The 15,850-nt window shown below is 54.2% G+C and carries 13 protein-coding genes; 6 read left to right on the top strand and 7 right to left on the bottom strand.

Annotated elements, in window-relative coordinates:
- Positions 1-29 precede the first annotated feature (29 nt).
- The 5 genes from surA to apaH are packed head-to-tail and all read left to right on the top strand — an operon-like array spanning position 30 to position 4,354.
- Positions 30-1,316, top strand: coding sequence for a peptidylprolyl isomerase SurA (gene surA, locus ACQG19_RS03505; protein ID WP_013095542.1), 1,287 nt, complete (start codon positions 30-32; stop codon positions 1,314-1,316).
- Positions 1,316-2,302 (top strand): 4-hydroxythreonine-4-phosphate dehydrogenase PdxA, encoded by a 987-nt coding sequence (pdxA, locus tag ACQG19_RS03500; RefSeq protein ID WP_057071063.1) that lies wholly within the window; start codon positions 1,316-1,318, stop codon positions 2,300-2,302. The genes surA and pdxA overlap by 1 nt, the downstream gene beginning before the upstream one ends.
- Positions 2,299-3,120: a 16S rRNA (adenine(1518)-N(6)/adenine(1519)-N(6))-dimethyltransferase RsmA gene (rsmA, locus tag ACQG19_RS03495; RefSeq protein ID WP_013095540.1), complete on the top strand. Its 822-nt coding sequence runs from the start codon at positions 2,299-2,301 to the stop codon at positions 3,118-3,120. Before pdxA ends, rsmA begins: the two co-directional genes overlap by 4 nt.
- 3 nt (positions 3,121-3,123) lie before the next feature.
- Positions 3,124-3,501: a Co2+/Mg2+ efflux protein ApaG gene (apaG, locus tag ACQG19_RS03490; protein WP_013095539.1), complete on the top strand. Its 378-nt coding sequence runs from the start codon at positions 3,124-3,126 to the stop codon at positions 3,499-3,501.
- 4 nt (positions 3,502-3,505) lie between these two features.
- Positions 3,506-4,354, top strand: coding sequence for a bis(5'-nucleosyl)-tetraphosphatase (symmetrical) ApaH (gene apaH / locus ACQG19_RS03485; RefSeq protein WP_020688477.1), 849 nt, complete (start codon positions 3,506-3,508; stop codon positions 4,352-4,354).
- 39 nt (positions 4,355-4,393) lie between these two features.
- On the opposite strand, the gene folA is transcribed toward apaH, so the two are convergent.
- From folA to ACQG19_RS03465, 4 genes are all read right to left on the bottom strand, one after another.
- Positions 4,394-4,873: a type 3 dihydrofolate reductase gene (folA, locus tag ACQG19_RS03480; protein WP_008502023.1), complete on the bottom strand. Its 480-nt coding sequence runs from the start codon at positions 4,871-4,873 to the stop codon at positions 4,394-4,396.
- Between the two features lie 114 nt (positions 4,874-4,987).
- Positions 4,988-6,853 carry a glutathione-regulated potassium-efflux system protein KefC gene (gene kefC / locus ACQG19_RS03475; protein WP_222169070.1) on the bottom strand — a complete coding sequence of 622 codons (1,866 nt, stop codon included), beginning with the start codon at positions 6,851-6,853 and terminating at the stop codon, positions 4,988-4,990.
- On the bottom strand, positions 6,846-7,376 hold the full coding sequence (gene kefF / locus ACQG19_RS03470) for a glutathione-regulated potassium-efflux system oxidoreductase KefF (protein ID WP_023620041.1): 531 nt from the start codon (positions 7,374-7,376) through the stop codon (positions 6,846-6,848). The genes kefC and kefF overlap by 8 nt, the downstream gene beginning before the upstream one ends.
- A 353-nt stretch (positions 7,377-7,729) precedes the next feature.
- Entirely contained in the window at positions 7,730-8,221 is a 492-nt protein-coding gene (locus tag ACQG19_RS03465; protein ID WP_170942758.1) for a hypothetical protein, read from the bottom strand.
- Between ACQG19_RS03465 and ACQG19_RS03460 the strand changes: the two genes are divergently transcribed.
- Positions 8,112-10,655, top strand: a complete 2,544-nt coding sequence (locus tag ACQG19_RS03460; RefSeq protein WP_246932362.1) for an autotransporter outer membrane beta-barrel domain-containing protein — start codon at positions 8,112-8,114, stop codon at positions 10,653-10,655. The two genes, ACQG19_RS03465 and ACQG19_RS03460, sit on opposite strands and share 110 nt — an antisense overlap.
- A 47-nt stretch (positions 10,656-10,702) precedes the next feature.
- Here ACQG19_RS03460 and ACQG19_RS03455 read toward each other — a convergent pair whose 3' ends face one another.
- The 3 genes from ACQG19_RS03455 to carA form a co-directional block, all read right to left on the bottom strand.
- Positions 10,703-10,936, bottom strand: coding sequence for a YgdI/YgdR family lipoprotein (locus tag ACQG19_RS03455; RefSeq protein WP_013095533.1), 234 nt, complete (start codon positions 10,934-10,936; stop codon positions 10,703-10,705).
- 139 nt (positions 10,937-11,075) lie between these two features.
- Positions 11,076-14,300, bottom strand: a complete 3,225-nt coding sequence (gene carB / locus ACQG19_RS03450) for a carbamoyl-phosphate synthase large subunit (protein ID WP_013095532.1) — start codon at positions 14,298-14,300, stop codon at positions 11,076-11,078.
- 18 nt (positions 14,301-14,318) lie between these two features.
- Positions 14,319-15,467, bottom strand: coding sequence for a glutamine-hydrolyzing carbamoyl-phosphate synthase small subunit (gene carA, locus ACQG19_RS03445; RefSeq protein ID WP_023620045.1), 1,149 nt, complete (start codon positions 15,465-15,467; stop codon positions 14,319-14,321).
- Positions 15,468-15,850: the final 383 nt, after the last annotated feature.

Genomic DNA, 15,850 nt, shown 5'->3' with positions numbered 1-15,850 from the left:
GCTTTGCGGTTAATTGAAATGGAAAAAGTATGAAGAACTGGAAAACGCTGCTGCTCGGTGTCGCTATGGTTGCGAATACCAGCTTCGCGGCCCCCCAGGTTGTTGATAAGGTCGCCGCTGTGGTTAACAACGGTGTCGTGCTCGAAAGTGACGTTGACGGTTTGATGAAATCTGTGAAGCTCAATTCGGGCCAGGCGGGTCAGCAACTTCCTGATGACGCAACGCTGCGCCATCAGATCCTGGAACGTCTGATCATGGATCAGATTGTCCTGCAAATGGGTCAGAAAATGGGCGTGAAGATCACTGACGAGCAGCTCGATCAGGCGATCGCTAACATCGCTAAGCAGAACAATATGACCCTGGATCAGATGCGTAGTCGTCTGGCTTATGATGGCATCAGCTATTCAACCTACCGTAATCAGATCCGTAAAGAGATGCTGATCTCAGAAGTGCGTAACAATGAAGTTCGTCGCCGCGTCACCATCCTGCCGCAGGAAGTCGACGCGCTGGCAAAACAGGTGGGCAACCAGAACGATGCCAGCACCGAGCTGAACCTGAGCCACATTCTGATCCCGCTGCCAGAGAACCCAACGTCTGACCAGGCCGCTGAAGCGGAAAGCCAGGCGCGCGCTATCGTTGAGCAGGCACGTAACGGCAGTGACTTTGGCAAGCTGGCCATTACCTACTCTGCCGACCAACAGGCGCTGAAAGGCGGCCAGATGGGCTGGGGACGTATTCAGGAACTGCCATCCATCTTTGCCCAGGCGCTGAGCACTGCGAAGAAAGGCGACATCGTGGGTCCAATCCGTTCAGGTGTTGGCTTCCACATCCTGAAAGTCAACGACCTGCGTGGTCAGAGCCAGAACATCTCCGTCACCGAAGTTCATGCTCGCCACATTCTGCTGAAACCGTCACCGATCATGACGGACGATCAGGCGCGTGCGAAGCTGCAACAGATTGCTGCGGACATTAAGAGCGGAAAAACGTCGTTTGCGAATGCCGCAAAAGAGTTCTCTCAGGATCCTGGCTCTGCTAACCAGGGCGGCGACCTGGGCTGGGCGGCTGCGGATATCTACGATCCGGCATTCCGCGATGCGCTGATGAAGCTGAACAAAGGCCAGATGAGTGCACCGGTACACTCCTCCTTTGGCTGGCATCTGATCGAACTGCTGGATACCCGCAACGTTGATAAAACCGACGCAGCGCAGAAAGACAGAGCCTATCGTATGCTGTTCAACCGTAAGTTCTCTGAAGAAGCGGCAACCTGGATGCAGGAACAACGCGCCAGCGCTTACGTGAAAGTTCTGAGCAACTAATGAAACAGCATCGTGTTGTGATCACCCCCGGCGAACCCGCCGGGATTGGGCCTGACCTCGTGGTCCAGCTTGCCCAACGTAGCTGGCCGGTGGAACTGGTCGTCTGTGCTGATGCAACACTGTTACAAGACCGGGCTTCACTGCTCGGTCTGCCTTTAACGCTTATCCCTTACGTTGAAGGTCAGCAGCCTGCACCGCAGCAAGCCGGAACGCTCACGCTTCTTCCCGTCCCTCTTCGTACTCCTGTTATTCCGGGTCAGCTCAGCACTGAAAACGGCCACTATGTTGTCGAAACCCTGGCGCGCGCCTGCGATGGTTGCATAAAGAGTGAATTTGCTGCCCTGATTACGGGCCCCGTGCACAAAGGGGTGATTAACGAAGCCGGTATTCCGTTCACCGGACATACCGAGTTTTTTGAAGAGCGATCGCACACCCCGAAAGTGGTGATGATGCTGGCGACGGAAGCGATGCGGGTGGCTCTGGTAACAACCCATCTGCCGATTAAGGCCATTCCTGACGCCATCACCCCTGAACTGCTGCGGGAGATCATCGGGATACTGCATCACGATCTGCAGACCAAATTCGGTATTAAACAGCCGCACGTTCTGGTCTGTGGCCTGAACCCACACGCCGGTGAAGGCGGGCATATGGGGACTGAAGAGATCGACACCATCATTCCGGTGCTGAATGAAATGCGGGCGAAAGGGATGAACCTGAGCGGGCCATTGCCTGCCGATACCCTTTTCCAGCCCAAATACCTGGATAATGCCGATGCCGTGCTCGCGATGTACCACGATCAGGGCCTGCCCGTGCTAAAATACCAAGGCTTTGGCCGCGGTGTGAATATCACCCTCGGTTTACCTTTTATTCGAACGTCCGTTGACCACGGTACTGCGCTCGATCTGGCAGGCCAGGGAAAAGCGGATGTCGGCAGTTTTATTACGGCGCTTAATCTCGCCATCAAAATGATTGTTAATACTCAATGACTAATCGAGTCCATCAGGGCCACTTAGCCCGTAAACGCTTCGGGCAAAACTTCCTCAACGATCAGTTCGTGATCGACAGTATTGTCTCGGCCATTAATCCGCAAAAAGGCCAGGCGATGGTTGAAATCGGCCCCGGTCTGGCAGCACTGACTGAACCCGTCGGCGAACGTCTGGACGAACTGACCGTTATCGAACTCGACCGCGATCTCGCTGCTCGTCTGCAAACGCACCCGTTCCTTGGGCCGAAGCTGACGATTTATCAGCAAGATGCCATGACCATGAATTTTGGCGAGCTGTCGGAAAAAATGGGTCAGCCGCTGCGCGTATTCGGTAACCTGCCCTATAACATCTCCACGCCGCTGATGTTCCACCTCTTTAGCTATACTGATGCCATTGCCGACATGCACTTCATGTTGCAAAAAGAGGTGGTAAACCGTCTGGTTGCAGGGCCGAACAGTAAAGCGTATGGTCGTTTAAGCGTGATGGCACAATATTTCTGCAATGTGATCCCGGTACTCGAAGTGCCGCCATCTGCCTTCACGCCGCCGCCAAAAGTCGACTCTGCGGTTGTGCGCCTTGTGCCGCATAAAACGATGCCATACCCGGTCAAAGACCTGCGTGTACTGAGCCGCATCACCACAGAAGCCTTTAACCAGCGCCGTAAAACGATCCGTAATAGCCTCGGCAATCTGTTCACCGTTGACGTGCTGGCCGAACTGGGCATTGACCCGGCAATGCGAGCAGAAAACATCTCTGTTGAGCAGTACTGTAAACTGGCTAATTACATTAGCGAAAATGCGCCGCCGAAGGAGAGTTAAGCCATGATTGATTCGCCCCGCGTCTGTGTCCAGGTACAAAGCGTTTACGTTGAGTCGCAGTCCTCACCCGATGAAGAACGTTTTGTTTTCGCCTACACCGTGACCATTCGCAACCTGGGGCGGATGCCTGTGCAACTGCTCGGGCGTTACTGGCTTATCACTAACGGCAATGGCCGTGAAATCGAAGTTCAGGGTGAAGGTGTGGTTGGTGAACAGCCCCACATCGCCCCTGGCGAAGAGTATCAGTACACCAGCGGTGCAGTGATCGAAACGCCGCTGGGTACCATGCAAGGCCATTATGAAATGGTCGACGTCGATGGCAATGTGTTCCGCGTTGCTATTCCTGTGTTCCGTCTCGCCGTTACAACACTCATTCATTAATCTAATGTCTACATATCTGATTGGCGACGTTCACGGTTGCTACGATGAACTGATCGCATTATTAAAACAGGTCGACTTTACGCCAGGACGGGATATTCTCTGGCTGACGGGCGATTTAGTGGCGCGTGGGCCAGGCTCCCTGGAGGTTTTACGCTTCGTCAAATCGCTGGGCGACAGCGTTCGCATGGTGCTGGGCAACCATGATTTGCATCTGCTCGCCGTCTTTGCCGGCATCAGCCGCAATAAGCCGAAAGATCGCCTCACCCCGTTGCTGGAGGCGCCAGACGCCGACGAACTGATCAACTGGCTGCGTCGTCAGCCACTGTTGCAGATCGATGAAGAGAAAAAACTGGTCATGGCACACGCCGGGATCACCCCACAGTGGGATCTTGAGACGGCCAAAACCTGCGCGCGTGACGTAGAAGCCGTGCTGGCGAGCGATTCCTACCCCTTCTTCCTTGATGCCATGTACGGCGACATGCCAAATCACTGGAGTGAAGATCTGAGCGGTCTGGCGCGCCTGCGTTTTATCACGAACGCGTTCACACGGATGCGTTTCTGCTTCCCGAACGGGCAACTGGATATGTATTCCAAAGAGACGCCGGAAAGCGCACCTGCACCGCTTAAACCGTGGTTTGCGATTCCCGGGCCGGTCACCAGTGAGTACAGCGTGGTGTTTGGCCACTGGGCCGCGCTAGAAGGGAAAGGCACGCCAGACGGGATCTACGGTCTTGATACCGGTTGTTGCTGGGGCGGGGATTTAACCTGCTTACGCTGGGAAGATAAAACGTACTTCGTGCAGCCGTCCAACCGACAGTTGGATCTGGGGGAAGGCGAGGCAGTCGCCTCCTGAGAGTGAATTCCCTCTCCCGGCCGGGAGAGGGTCTATCAACTAGCGACGTTCCAGAATCTCGAAGCAGTAGCTGTGTGAGTTCTGCGCATCCGCGTCGTGAAATTCGCTGAATACCGATTCCCACTCGTCCGGATCGTAGTCCGGGAAATGGGTATCGCCTTCCACTTCCGCATCAATATGCGTCAGATAGAGCTTTTGCGCTTTTGGCAGGAACTGCTCATACACACGCCCACCACCAATCACCATGATCTCTTCGGCGTTACCGCACGCGGCAATCGCCTCGTCCACGGATTTCACCCATTCGACGCGATCGTCAGTGCCTGGCTGGCTACTGATCACGATATTCTTACGGCCCGGCAATGGACGACCAATCGACTCCCAGGTCAGGCGGCCCATCACTACCGGCTTGTTTAACGTCGTACGTTTAAACCATGCGAGATCGGCAGGCAGGTTCCACGGCATGGCATTTTCCATACCGATAACACGGTCCACCGCCAGCGCTGCAATCAGACTGATCATTGAAAATTTCCCGGATGCAAAAAATTGCCGCCACTATACGGAAAGCTTAATCTTTCGTCGACTGGCGGCATGGTAAAGAGAGAGAAATTTTTTAATATTGCTGGCAACTCCACTTCACGCGGAAGGTTTACTCTCCGGTTCGTCCGCCGGATCGCCGGTATGCTTGCCCTCCTCCGTTCCCTGCCAGCCATGACGCTGCACCAGCGACAGATGATTACGATCCTCATTAATGATCTCTGTCAGCATCGCACTGGTGCGTTTAAACACCGCCGCACGCTCTGTGGCCGTACTGCCCGCCATCGCCACCATCTCTTCCACCATATCGGTATTGAAGCGGCGGAACAGGTCCGCACGCTCGCGCGCTTCATACGCGCCCAGGCCCAGACTTTCCAGCGCCATGCGGCCAGACTTAAGCGCCCCTTCGAAGGTTTCACGCTCGGGTGCGTCCACCCCCGCCTGTCGCAGCTGGATATAGTGATCCACATCGCGCGCACGGGAGATAATGGTCAGGTTCGGGAAATGCTCCTTCACCAGCTCAACCAGCTGCATACTGGTCTGGGGATCGTCAATCGCGTTGATGAGGACTTCCGCTTTCGCTGCCCCGGCTGATTCCAGCAGATCGACACGTGTTGCATCGCCATAGAAGACTTTCATATCGAACTTACGCAGGGTATCCACATGGTCCGGATCGTGATCGAGGATGACCATTTTTACCCCGCTTGAGAGCAGTAAACGCCCGGTGATCTGCCCAAAGCGACCGAATCCGGCGATGATGACCCGCGGCTGTTCCTCATCGATCTCATCGGCCTCACGTTCCTGTTCGCTGCCGTTTTTTTCCAGACGCGTCAGCAGCACCAGCAGGATCGGCGTCGCCGCCATCGACAGCGCGACCGCCAGCGTCAGCGCTTTCGCCCACTCGGGATCGAGCACATTGGCCATTTGCGCCGCGCCGAAAACCACAAACGCGAATTCGCTTCCCTGTCCAAGCAGCACGGCGAACCAAAGACGCTGTCTGCCAGGCACGTTAAGCGGACGGGCGATCAGCAACAGCATCACCATTTTGATGACCAGGAAACCGACCAGCAGGATGAGGATCCGCAGTGGATGCGTGACCAGCGTGCCAAAGTCGATAGACATCCCGACCCCGATGAAAAACAGCCCCAGTAGCAGTCCTTTAAATGGCTCGATATCACTTTCAAGCGCGTGTCGATACTCTGAACTGGCCAGCAGAACGCCCGCGAGGAAGGCTCCCATCGCCATCGACAGCCCGGCTTCCTCCAGCAGCAGACCAAAACCAAACACCAGGAACAGCGCCACGGCACTGAACACTTCCCGCAGCCCCGAGCGGGCGACGAATCGAAGCAGCGGACGTGTTACATACCGGCCAAGCAGGACAACCAGTGCCAGCGCACCGACCACTTTCAACGCAGAGAGGGCAAAAGCGCCGAGCGTGGTGGAGGTCCCACTTGCGGCCAGTAGCGGGATCATCGCCACCAGCGGAATGGCCGCGATATCCTGAAACAGCAGCACCGAAAACGCACTGCGTCCCATCTGTGAAACGGTCAGGTTTCGCTCGTTCATTGCCTGCATGGCGATCGCCGTCGAAGAGAGTGCCAGCGTCATGCCAATAAGCTCTGCCACTTTCCAGTCCATTCCCAGCAGAATACAGAAGCCGCCCAACAGCAGACCACAGGCCGCCATTTGTAGCGCCCCGCCGCCAAACACTGAGGCGCGCAGCTTCCACAACCGCTGCGGGTCAAGTTCCAGACCAATGACAAACAGCATCAGTACGACACCAATTTCGGCGAAATGCAGGATCGCCTCCGCGTCGGTGACCAGGCGAAATCCCCAGGGTCCGATAACACACCCGGCGATCAGGTAGCCCAGCACGGAGCCCAACCCCAGGCGAACCGCCACGGGCACAATCAGCGCCGCCGCGCCAAGGTAAATCAGCGCCTGTATCAGCGTATGGCTATCCATTATGCGTCTCCTGCCACTCAAGTAAGCGTTGTTTATAATGACGAGCCTGCGCCTGCAACGTCTCATCGTCACAAACAAATGTGCAGTGCATAGCAAATGGAGGAAGCCAGGTAAGACCACAGTAGAGTGCTGTCGCCTGAAGCGGTTGTGCCAGCACCTCAAAACCCGGGAAAGAGCCAATATCGAAGTGGCTTTCTCCACCACCGGTGGTCACAGCCCACATCAGGCTTTTTCCCTTCAGCGCATGCCCGTTGTGACCATACGCCCAGCCGTGGGAAAAGACTTTGTCGATCCACAATTTGAGGAGCGGAGGTGTGCTGTACCACTGCATCGGGTGTTGCCAGATGATCAGATCGGCGCGAGTGAGCGCCTCCTGTTCAGCGGCGATGTCGATGTTAAAATCAGGATAAAGTTGATAGAGGGAACGTATCTCTACGTTGTCGAGTGTCCTTACCTGTTCAAGCATGCGCTTATTCGCATGGGAGTGATGCGGATAGGGATGCGCATAAATTATCAGAATCATGAATCGGCCTGTTTTGACTGTCTTCTCTCTTGTAGATGTGAGTGTAGACAGTTAACCCGCCCGCTGAAAGTGTTCAGTGACGCGTCGGGAGCAAAACGCAAGTATTGCTACTCTTGAGTGCCAGTTCGCAGGGGTTTTCCAGTACTTATTTGAACACCTGAAAATATATTCCTCTCACAAATAATTGACACTGCATTATTTATAACCGTGTCATATTTAGATTTATTAAATTTGCATTTTAATAAATCGAAGTATACATAACACATTGAAAACATAATAATTTCAACCCACTCCTCTCAACGCTTTTCTTTAAAACCTGAAAGAGAATATTTTTCTTCACTTCGAATTTCCTTTTAAATGGATGTGAATATGAAAGTAAAACGTCTGGAATTAAACAGGACCACCCAGTTACTGGGGAGATTATTTCCCGCCCTGCTTGTTTTTACACCAATAATCAGTTCTGCAGGCACCATCGACCAGTCAACCTCTGCCCCGCAAGACTTCTCCGCCGATACCGAATACGTCATCAATAAAGATATTACTGTGTCATCGTCTGGCGATTTAGCCGCTGTTTCCGCCTCAGGATTTAAAGTCAGTTCAATAACAAACAATGGGAATATTTCCGGCACTTCGAATGGACTTGATATAAACACTAGCGCGCAGCCACTCGATATTAATAATAATGCTGGCGCTACCATTTCCTCCGCAACAAAGAACGCTGTAAACATAGTCACGATGCAGGGTAGTTTAACCAACAAAGGAAACATAACCGGCTTTGAAAAGGGTATTTTTGTTAATGAAGATTCCTCTGCAATTAGCATATCAAATACGGAAACAGGCATCATTAAAGGCAATACAGGTCTGGCTACTGACGCCGGAATTGTGATTGATAATAATGGCTCGATTATCGGCACAAGCGAAGATGGTATCAAACTCAGCGGTGGTGGAACCAAAATCATCAATACCGGCACCATTCAGGGTGATCAGAATGGTATCAACGTAACGGATACCGCGAAGGCTGACATCATTAACAATGGCTCAATTGGTGGTGGCAAGACAGCTATAATGTTCGCCAGTAACAAAAATAATACCCTCACCCTCAACACAGGTTCAAACCTGTCTGGCGATGTCATTTCCACGCTTTCAACCGGTAACACCCTGACCCTGGTAGGCACCGGTACAGAAGACAGCAATTTTATCGGGCTGAACGAAGGCGATGGTTTCGCCTCTGTCAAAATGAACGGTGAAGACTGGGCGCTGACGGGTAACGTCGACATCATTGGTGCCGGTGATTCACTGCAGGTGAATAGCGGCAACCTGACCCTGGCGGGTACCGTTTCCAATGCTGGCAATACGCTGGTGGCGAATGAAGCCACGCTCCAGCTGGGCAATGGCGAAGGTATGGCAAGTCTCAGCGGTGGCCTAACCAACAATGGTACGGTTATTTTTAACCAGGGAGGCAATTTCACGTTTTCTACCGACATGACAGGCAGCGGAAACGTAGAGAAAGTTGATGCGAATACGCTGACGCTGACCGGCAACAACAGCTATACCGGCGATACGACCCTGCGAAACGGCACAACGCTGGTAGCGGCAGGCGCAACGTTAGGTGTTGAAAACAGCAATGCCACTCTCACCGTGCAGAACGGGGCAAAGTTTGCCACCGCAGGAACCGTCTACAACAACATCACTATTCTCAGCGGCGGTACGCTGGCAGCGTGGAATGCAATTGAGGGTAATGCAACCCTCAGAAACGCCGGCATTGATACCATTAACGGCAACGTGACCAACAGCGGCACGCTTTTGCTCAGTGCTGCCGACCACAGCGTGGGTAATGACTTTACCATTAATGGTGACTATACCGGCGCAGAAGGTAGCCAGATTGTGTTAAACAGCGAGCTGGGTACTGACACGGCACCTACCGATCATCTCACAATAACCGGCAGCAGTTTTGGCCAGTCCGGTGTGACCGTCAGCAACATGGGTGGACTTGGCGCACAGACCGTGAACGGCATGGAGATTGTCAGCGTCGCCGGCAGCTCTGAAGCACAGCTGACGCTGGCCAAACCGGTTGTGGCAGGCGCATACGAATACTCTCTTTACCAGCATAGTGACGGGAACTGGTACCTGGAATCGAAGGCCACGCCACCTGTCGATCCAACAGATGATACCGATGACGGTGATAATACCGACAACGGTGGCAATACCGACGATGGCGGTAACACTGATAATGGCGGTAACAGTGACAATGGCAGCAATACCGACGATGACGGCAACAGCGGCGGCAATGATAACGGCGACGGTGGTGATAATAGCGATAACGGCGGCGGCAATACCCCAGCACCAGAAGTGATGGCACCTGAAGTGGGCGCGTATTTAGGTAACTATCTGGCTGCTCAGAGTATGTTCCTGCACAAACGTGACGATCGCGATCAGCTCACTTTCCGTAACGAAGACGATCTGAATACCTGGATGTATGTAAAAGGTCGTTACCATGAAAATGATGCAGGCGGCGATAAAGTCAGCTACGACACCACGACCACCGTTCTGCAAGTCGGCAGCGATTTCCTCAGCAAGCCAATGGACAGCGGTATCCTGCGTGCCGGTGGCATGTTCGGTGCAGGCCAGGCGAAGACCCACTCAGATGCGAAACACAACGTGCGTGACGCACAGGGTAAAGTCGATGGCTTCAACGTTGGGCTCTACGCCACCTGGCAGGAAGATCAGAAATTACGCCTGGGCAGTTACATTGATACCTGGGCCGCCTACAGCTGGTACAACAACAAAGTGACCAGCAACCGCAACGATGAGGATTACAACAGCGAAGGTTTTGCCGCGTCTGTTGAAGTCGGCCATGCGTGGGTTATCCCATCTGAAAACGAGCGTACCTGGAAGATCGAGCCTCAGGCGCAGGTGATCTACAGCTATCTTGATCAGGAAAATCATACAGATCGTGATGGCGTCCGGGTGACGACTCTGGATAACGACAGCGTCTTCGGTCGTCTGGGTGTGAAATCCAGCTATTTCCAGCAAAAGGACGTCACGGCCTGGCAGCCATACGTTGCGGTGAACTGGCTGAAGGGTGCAGGTCAAAACGATCTGGCCTTCAACGACGAAACCGTAAGTAATGATACGCCGGAGGATCGTGGTCAGGTAGAGCTGGGTATTACTGGCAATCTTAACGAGACCACGACGATTTCACTTCGCGCCAGCGGCGAATGGGGTGAAAACAACTATGCCGCTTATGGCGGTCATATTTTGTTAAACCACCGCTGGTAATCCATCCGCATCAAGCAAAAAAGCAGTGGCAAATGCCACTGCTTTTTTTAATTATCCAGTTCACCCATGGATTTAACCTGGTCACGGTTAATCTGCTCGGTTTGACCAGTTTCCGCGTTTTTATACGACACCAGACCGGTATCGTCATCCACCTGCGGTTTGCCGTCCGTAATGATGGTGCGGCCATCGGTGGTTTTTACCGCCTGATTAGACGAACACCCCGCTACGGTGAACATTGCAGTGGCAGCCAGAACGGAAGCGATCAGTAGTTTATTTTGCATGGTGTTTTCCCCTGCTCTCAGTTGAATTTCATTATCGACCTAACCATTTTAGGCTAACTGACTGAATGCGGATGGAAAACCAGAAGGTTCTGAAGAGGGGAAGAATGCCCGGTAGCCGAACGGTACCGGGCAATTTGTCTTACTTGTTAATCTGGGCGTGCATTTCCTGGACCGAAATCACCTTCTCGGTGGCATCCGCGTTCAGCGCCATGGCTGTTGCGAAACCGCCGTTCAGGGTGGTGTCGTAATGCACTTTGTACTGCAGCGCGCTGCGGCGAATCAGCTTGGAGTCTTCAATCGCCTGGCGGCCCGCAGTGGTGTTGATGATATAGGTGTATTCGCCATTCTTGATGCGATCCTGAATGTGCGGACGACCTTCATGCACTTTGTTCACCAGACGCGGGTTGATTCCCGCTTCACCCAGCACAATCGCCGTACCGTGGGTTGCATCCAGCTCGAAGCCCTGTTTCAGCAGCTTGGCAGCCAGGTCAACCACGCGCTCTTTATCGCCTTCGCGAACAGAGAGCAGCGCACGGCCAGATTTCTTCATGGTGGAGTTGCTGCCCAGTTGCGCTTTAGCAAACGCTTCTGCAAAGGTGCGGCCCACGCCCATCACTTCCCCGGTAGAGCGCATCTCTGGCCCTAACAGCGGGTCAACGCCCGGGAATTTGTTGAACGGCAGCACCACCTCTTTCACCGAGTAGTACGGCGGGATAATCTCTTTTGTGACGCCCTGCTGTGCCAGCGTCTGGCCAGCCATCACGCGCGCCGCCACTTTTGCCAGCGGAATACCGGTCGCTTTAGAGACGAACGGTACGGTACGTGCCGCACGCGGGTTCACTTCAATCAGGTAGACTTCGTTGTCTTTCACGGCGAACTGGACGTTCATCAGACCACGAACCTGCAGTTCGAAGGCCAGTTTCTGCACCTGCTGACGCATCACGTCCTGAATTTCCTGGCTCAGGGTGTACGCTGGCAGAGAACAGGCGGAGTCGCCTGAGTGCACGCCCGCCTGCTCGATGTGCTCCATGATGCCGCCAATCAGCACCATTTCGCCGTCACAGATAGCATCCACATCCACTTCAACCGCATCGTCGAGGAAGCGATCCAGCAGCACTGGCGCATCGTTGGACACGCTGACTGCCGTCTGGAAGTAACGACGCAGGTCAGCTTCATCGTAGACGATTTCCATCGCGCGGCCGCCCAGCACGTAAGAAGGACGCACCACCAGCGGGTAGCCAATCTCTTTCGCCTTCTCAACCGCTTGTTCAATCGCAGTCACAGTGGCGTTTGCCGGCTGTTTCAGCTTCAGACGGTCAACCGCCTGCTGGAAACGCTCGCGGTCTTCTGCACGGTCAATGGCATCCGGGCTGGTACCGATAACCGGCACACCTGCGGCTTCCAGCGCGCGCGCCAGTTTCAGCGGGGTCTGGCCGCCGTACTGCACGATCACGCCTTTTGGCTTCTCGATGCGCACGATTTCCAGCACGTCTTCCAGAGTTACCGGTTCGAAGTAGAGACGGTCAGAGGTGTCATAGTCGGTAGAGACCGTTTCCGGGTTACAGTTGACCATGATGGTCTCGTAACCGTCTTCGCGCAGCGCCAGAGAGGCGTGTACGCAGCAGTAGTCAAACTCGATGCCCTGGCCGATACGGTTTGGGCCACCGCCCAGTACCATGATTTTGTCGCGGTCAACGGACGGATTCGCTTCACACTCGTCTTCATACGTGGAGTACATGTAAGCCGTATCGGTCGCGAACTCTGCCGCACAGGTATCAACACGCTTGTAGACCGGGTGCAGGTCATACTGGTCGCGCAGCTTGCGGATTTCCGCTTCACGCACGCCGGCCAGTTTTGCCAGACGCGCGTCGGCAAAGCCTTTGCGTTTCAGCATGCGCAGGAAGTCAGCGTCCAGGCCATTGATGCCCAGCTCCGCCACTTTCTCTTCCAGACGCACCAGCTCTTCAATTTGCACCAGGAACCAGCGGTCGATGTTGGTCAGGTTGAACACGCCGTCCACGGACAAGCCTGCGCGGAAGGCGTCGGCGATATACCAGATACGCTCTGCGCCCGCGTCTTTCAGCTCGCGGCGGATTTTGGTCAGTGCTTCCGGGTCGTCCAGGCTCACTTTCGGATCGAAGCCGGTCGCGCCCACTTCGAGGCCGCGCAGCGCTTTCTGCAGGGATTCCTGCTGCGTGCGGCCAATCGCCATCACTTCACCCACAGATTTCATCTGGGTGGTCAGACGGTCGTTCGCGCCAGCAAATTTCTCGAAGTTGAAGCGTGGAATTTTGGTCACAACGTAGTCGATAGACGGTTCGAAGGACGCAGGCGTGCGGCCCCCGGTGATGTCGTTCATCAGCTCGTCAAGGGTGTAACCGACCGCCAGTTTCGCCGCCACCTTCGCAATCGGGAAGCCGGTCGCTTTAGAGGCCAGCGCGGAGGAGCGGGACACGCGCGGGTTCATTTCGATAACAATCAGACGGCCGGTTTTCGGGTTCACCGAGAACTGCACGTTAGAACCACCGGTTTCGACGCCGATTTCACGCAGTACCGCCATCGAGGCGTTACGCATGATTTGGTACTCTTTGTCGGTCAGCGTTTGCGCTGGCGCAACGGTAATGGAGTCGCCGGTGTGGATACCCATCGCATCGAAGTTTTCGATGGAGCAGACGATGATGCAGTTGTCGTTTTTATCACGCACCACTTCCATCTCGTACTCTTTCCAGCCAATCAGCGATTCATCAATCAGCAGCTCTTTGGTTGGGGAGAGATCCAGGCCGCGCTCGCAAATCTCTTCAAACTCTTCGCGGTTGTAGGCGATACCGCCGCCGGTGCCGCCCATGGTGAAGGAAGGACGGATAATGCACGGATAACCCACTTCAGCCGCAACGGCCAGCGCCTCTTCCATGTTGTGAGCGATACCGGAACGCGCGGTGTCGAGGCCGATTTTTTTCATCGCCACGTCGAAGCGACGACGGTCTTCTGCTTTATCAATCGCATCGGCGGTCGCACCAATCATGGTCACGCCGAACTCTTCCAGCACGCCCTGACGCTCCAGCTCCAGCGCGCAGTTCAGTGCAGTCTGGCCACCCATGGTCGGCAGAACTGCATCCGGACGCTCTTTCTCGATGATTTTACGTACCACTTCCCAGTGAATCGGCTCGATGTAGGTTGCATCCGCCATTTCCGGGTCGGTCATGATGGTCGCCGGGTTAGAGTTCACCAGGATGACGCGGTAACCCTCTTCGCGCAAGGCTTTACACGCCTGTGCACCGGAGTAGTCAAATTCACAGGCCTGACCGATAACAATCGGGCCAGCGCCAAGGATCAGGATGCTTTTTATGTCTGTACGTTTTGGCATGGTCTTCTCGGCTCCTGATTATTTAGCGGTCTTACGGTATTGCTCGATAAGTTCGATGAAGTGATCGAACAGCGGTGCGGCATCGTGCGGCCCCGGGCTGGCTTCCGGGTGTCCCTGGAAGCTGAACGCTGGCTTATCGGTACGATGGATCCCCTGCAGGGTGCCATCGAACAGGGATTTGTGCGTCACGCGCAGATTAGCCGGCATTGACGCTTCGTCTACTGCGAAGCCGTGGTTCTGTGCCGTAATCATCACCGTGTTGTTGTCGATGTCTTTCACCGGGTGGTTACCACCGTGGTGACCGAACTTCATCTTAATGGTGTTCGCCCCGCTCGCCAGCGCCAGCAGCTGATGGCCGAGGCAGATGCCGAATACCGGAATATCGGTTTCGAGGAAGGACTTGATGGCATCGATAGCGTAATCGCACGGTGCCGGGTCGCCAGGACCGTTAGAGAGGAAGATGCCATCCGGGTTCATCTTCAGTACGTCTTCGGCAGAGGTTTTCGCCGGCACCACCGTCAGACGGCAGCCGCGATCAACCAGCATGCGCAGGATATTGCGCTTGGCGCCGAAATCGTAGGCGACCACGTGGAACGGCAGCTCGCTCTCTTTTTTCGCTTCCGGCAGGTCATCTGACAGCGTCCAGCTACCTTGCGTCCAGCTGTATGCTTCAGTGGTCGTCACTTCTTTCGCCAGGTCCATGCCATTCAGGCCCGGGAAGGCTTTCGCTTTTTCCAGCGCCAGCGCCGCATCGAGGTTGTCCCCTGCGATGATGCAGCCGTTCTGTGCACCCTTCTCGCGCAGCAGACGCGTTAACTTACGGGTATCGATATCGGCAATCGCCACAATGTTATGGCGCTTCAGGTAGGAAGAGAGGTCTTCGGTATTGCGGAAGTTGCTGGCAATCAGCGGCAGGTCGCGAATGACCAGGCCTTGCGCATGTACCTGAGAAGATTCTTCGTCAGCAGCATTGGTGCCGACATTGCCGATATGAGGATAAGTAAGAGTAACGATTTGGCGAGAATAGGAAGGATCAGTGAGGATTTCTTGATAACCGGTCATTGAAGTATTGAAAACGACTTCCCCAACCGCCGAACCCGTTGCCCCTATGGCCCGACCGATAAACTGGGTTCCGTCTTCCAGAACCAATAGCGCTGACTTAATCAAAACACCCTCCAGAGAATATTCACTCACTTTATTTGCATATTAATTCACAACCATGTCATAAATCAATGCAAATGTGTTGCCAGCGGATTTTTGGCAAACGGCGGCATTCTGGAGATTTGCCAGGTAAAAGTCAACTCAAAACGGATATTTTAATTATCCTTTTGCAAGCCTGGCGGTCTGAAAAGATGTTAAGCGGCAAAAAGATCAGGTAAATCACGACAGAAAACGCTTGCGTGGCAAGTTTATTGGAATTTCTGGTACGCAGATAATAAAAAGTGGACCAAACGGTCAAAATTTACATAACAGCAACACAAAATGGCGGGATAACATCTACTTTTAGCAAAAAAAGACAAAAATAAACATGGAATGGATAAAATAAAAGG

It is taken from the genome of Enterobacter cloacae complex sp. 277I4 (assembly GCF_050031465.1).
Taxonomy (GTDB): Bacteria; Pseudomonadota; Gammaproteobacteria; order Enterobacterales; family Enterobacteriaceae; genus Enterobacter; species Enterobacter cloacae.
The sequence above is the reverse complement of the archived record's forward strand: the minus strand, read 5'-3'. Positions and strand labels throughout refer to the sequence as shown.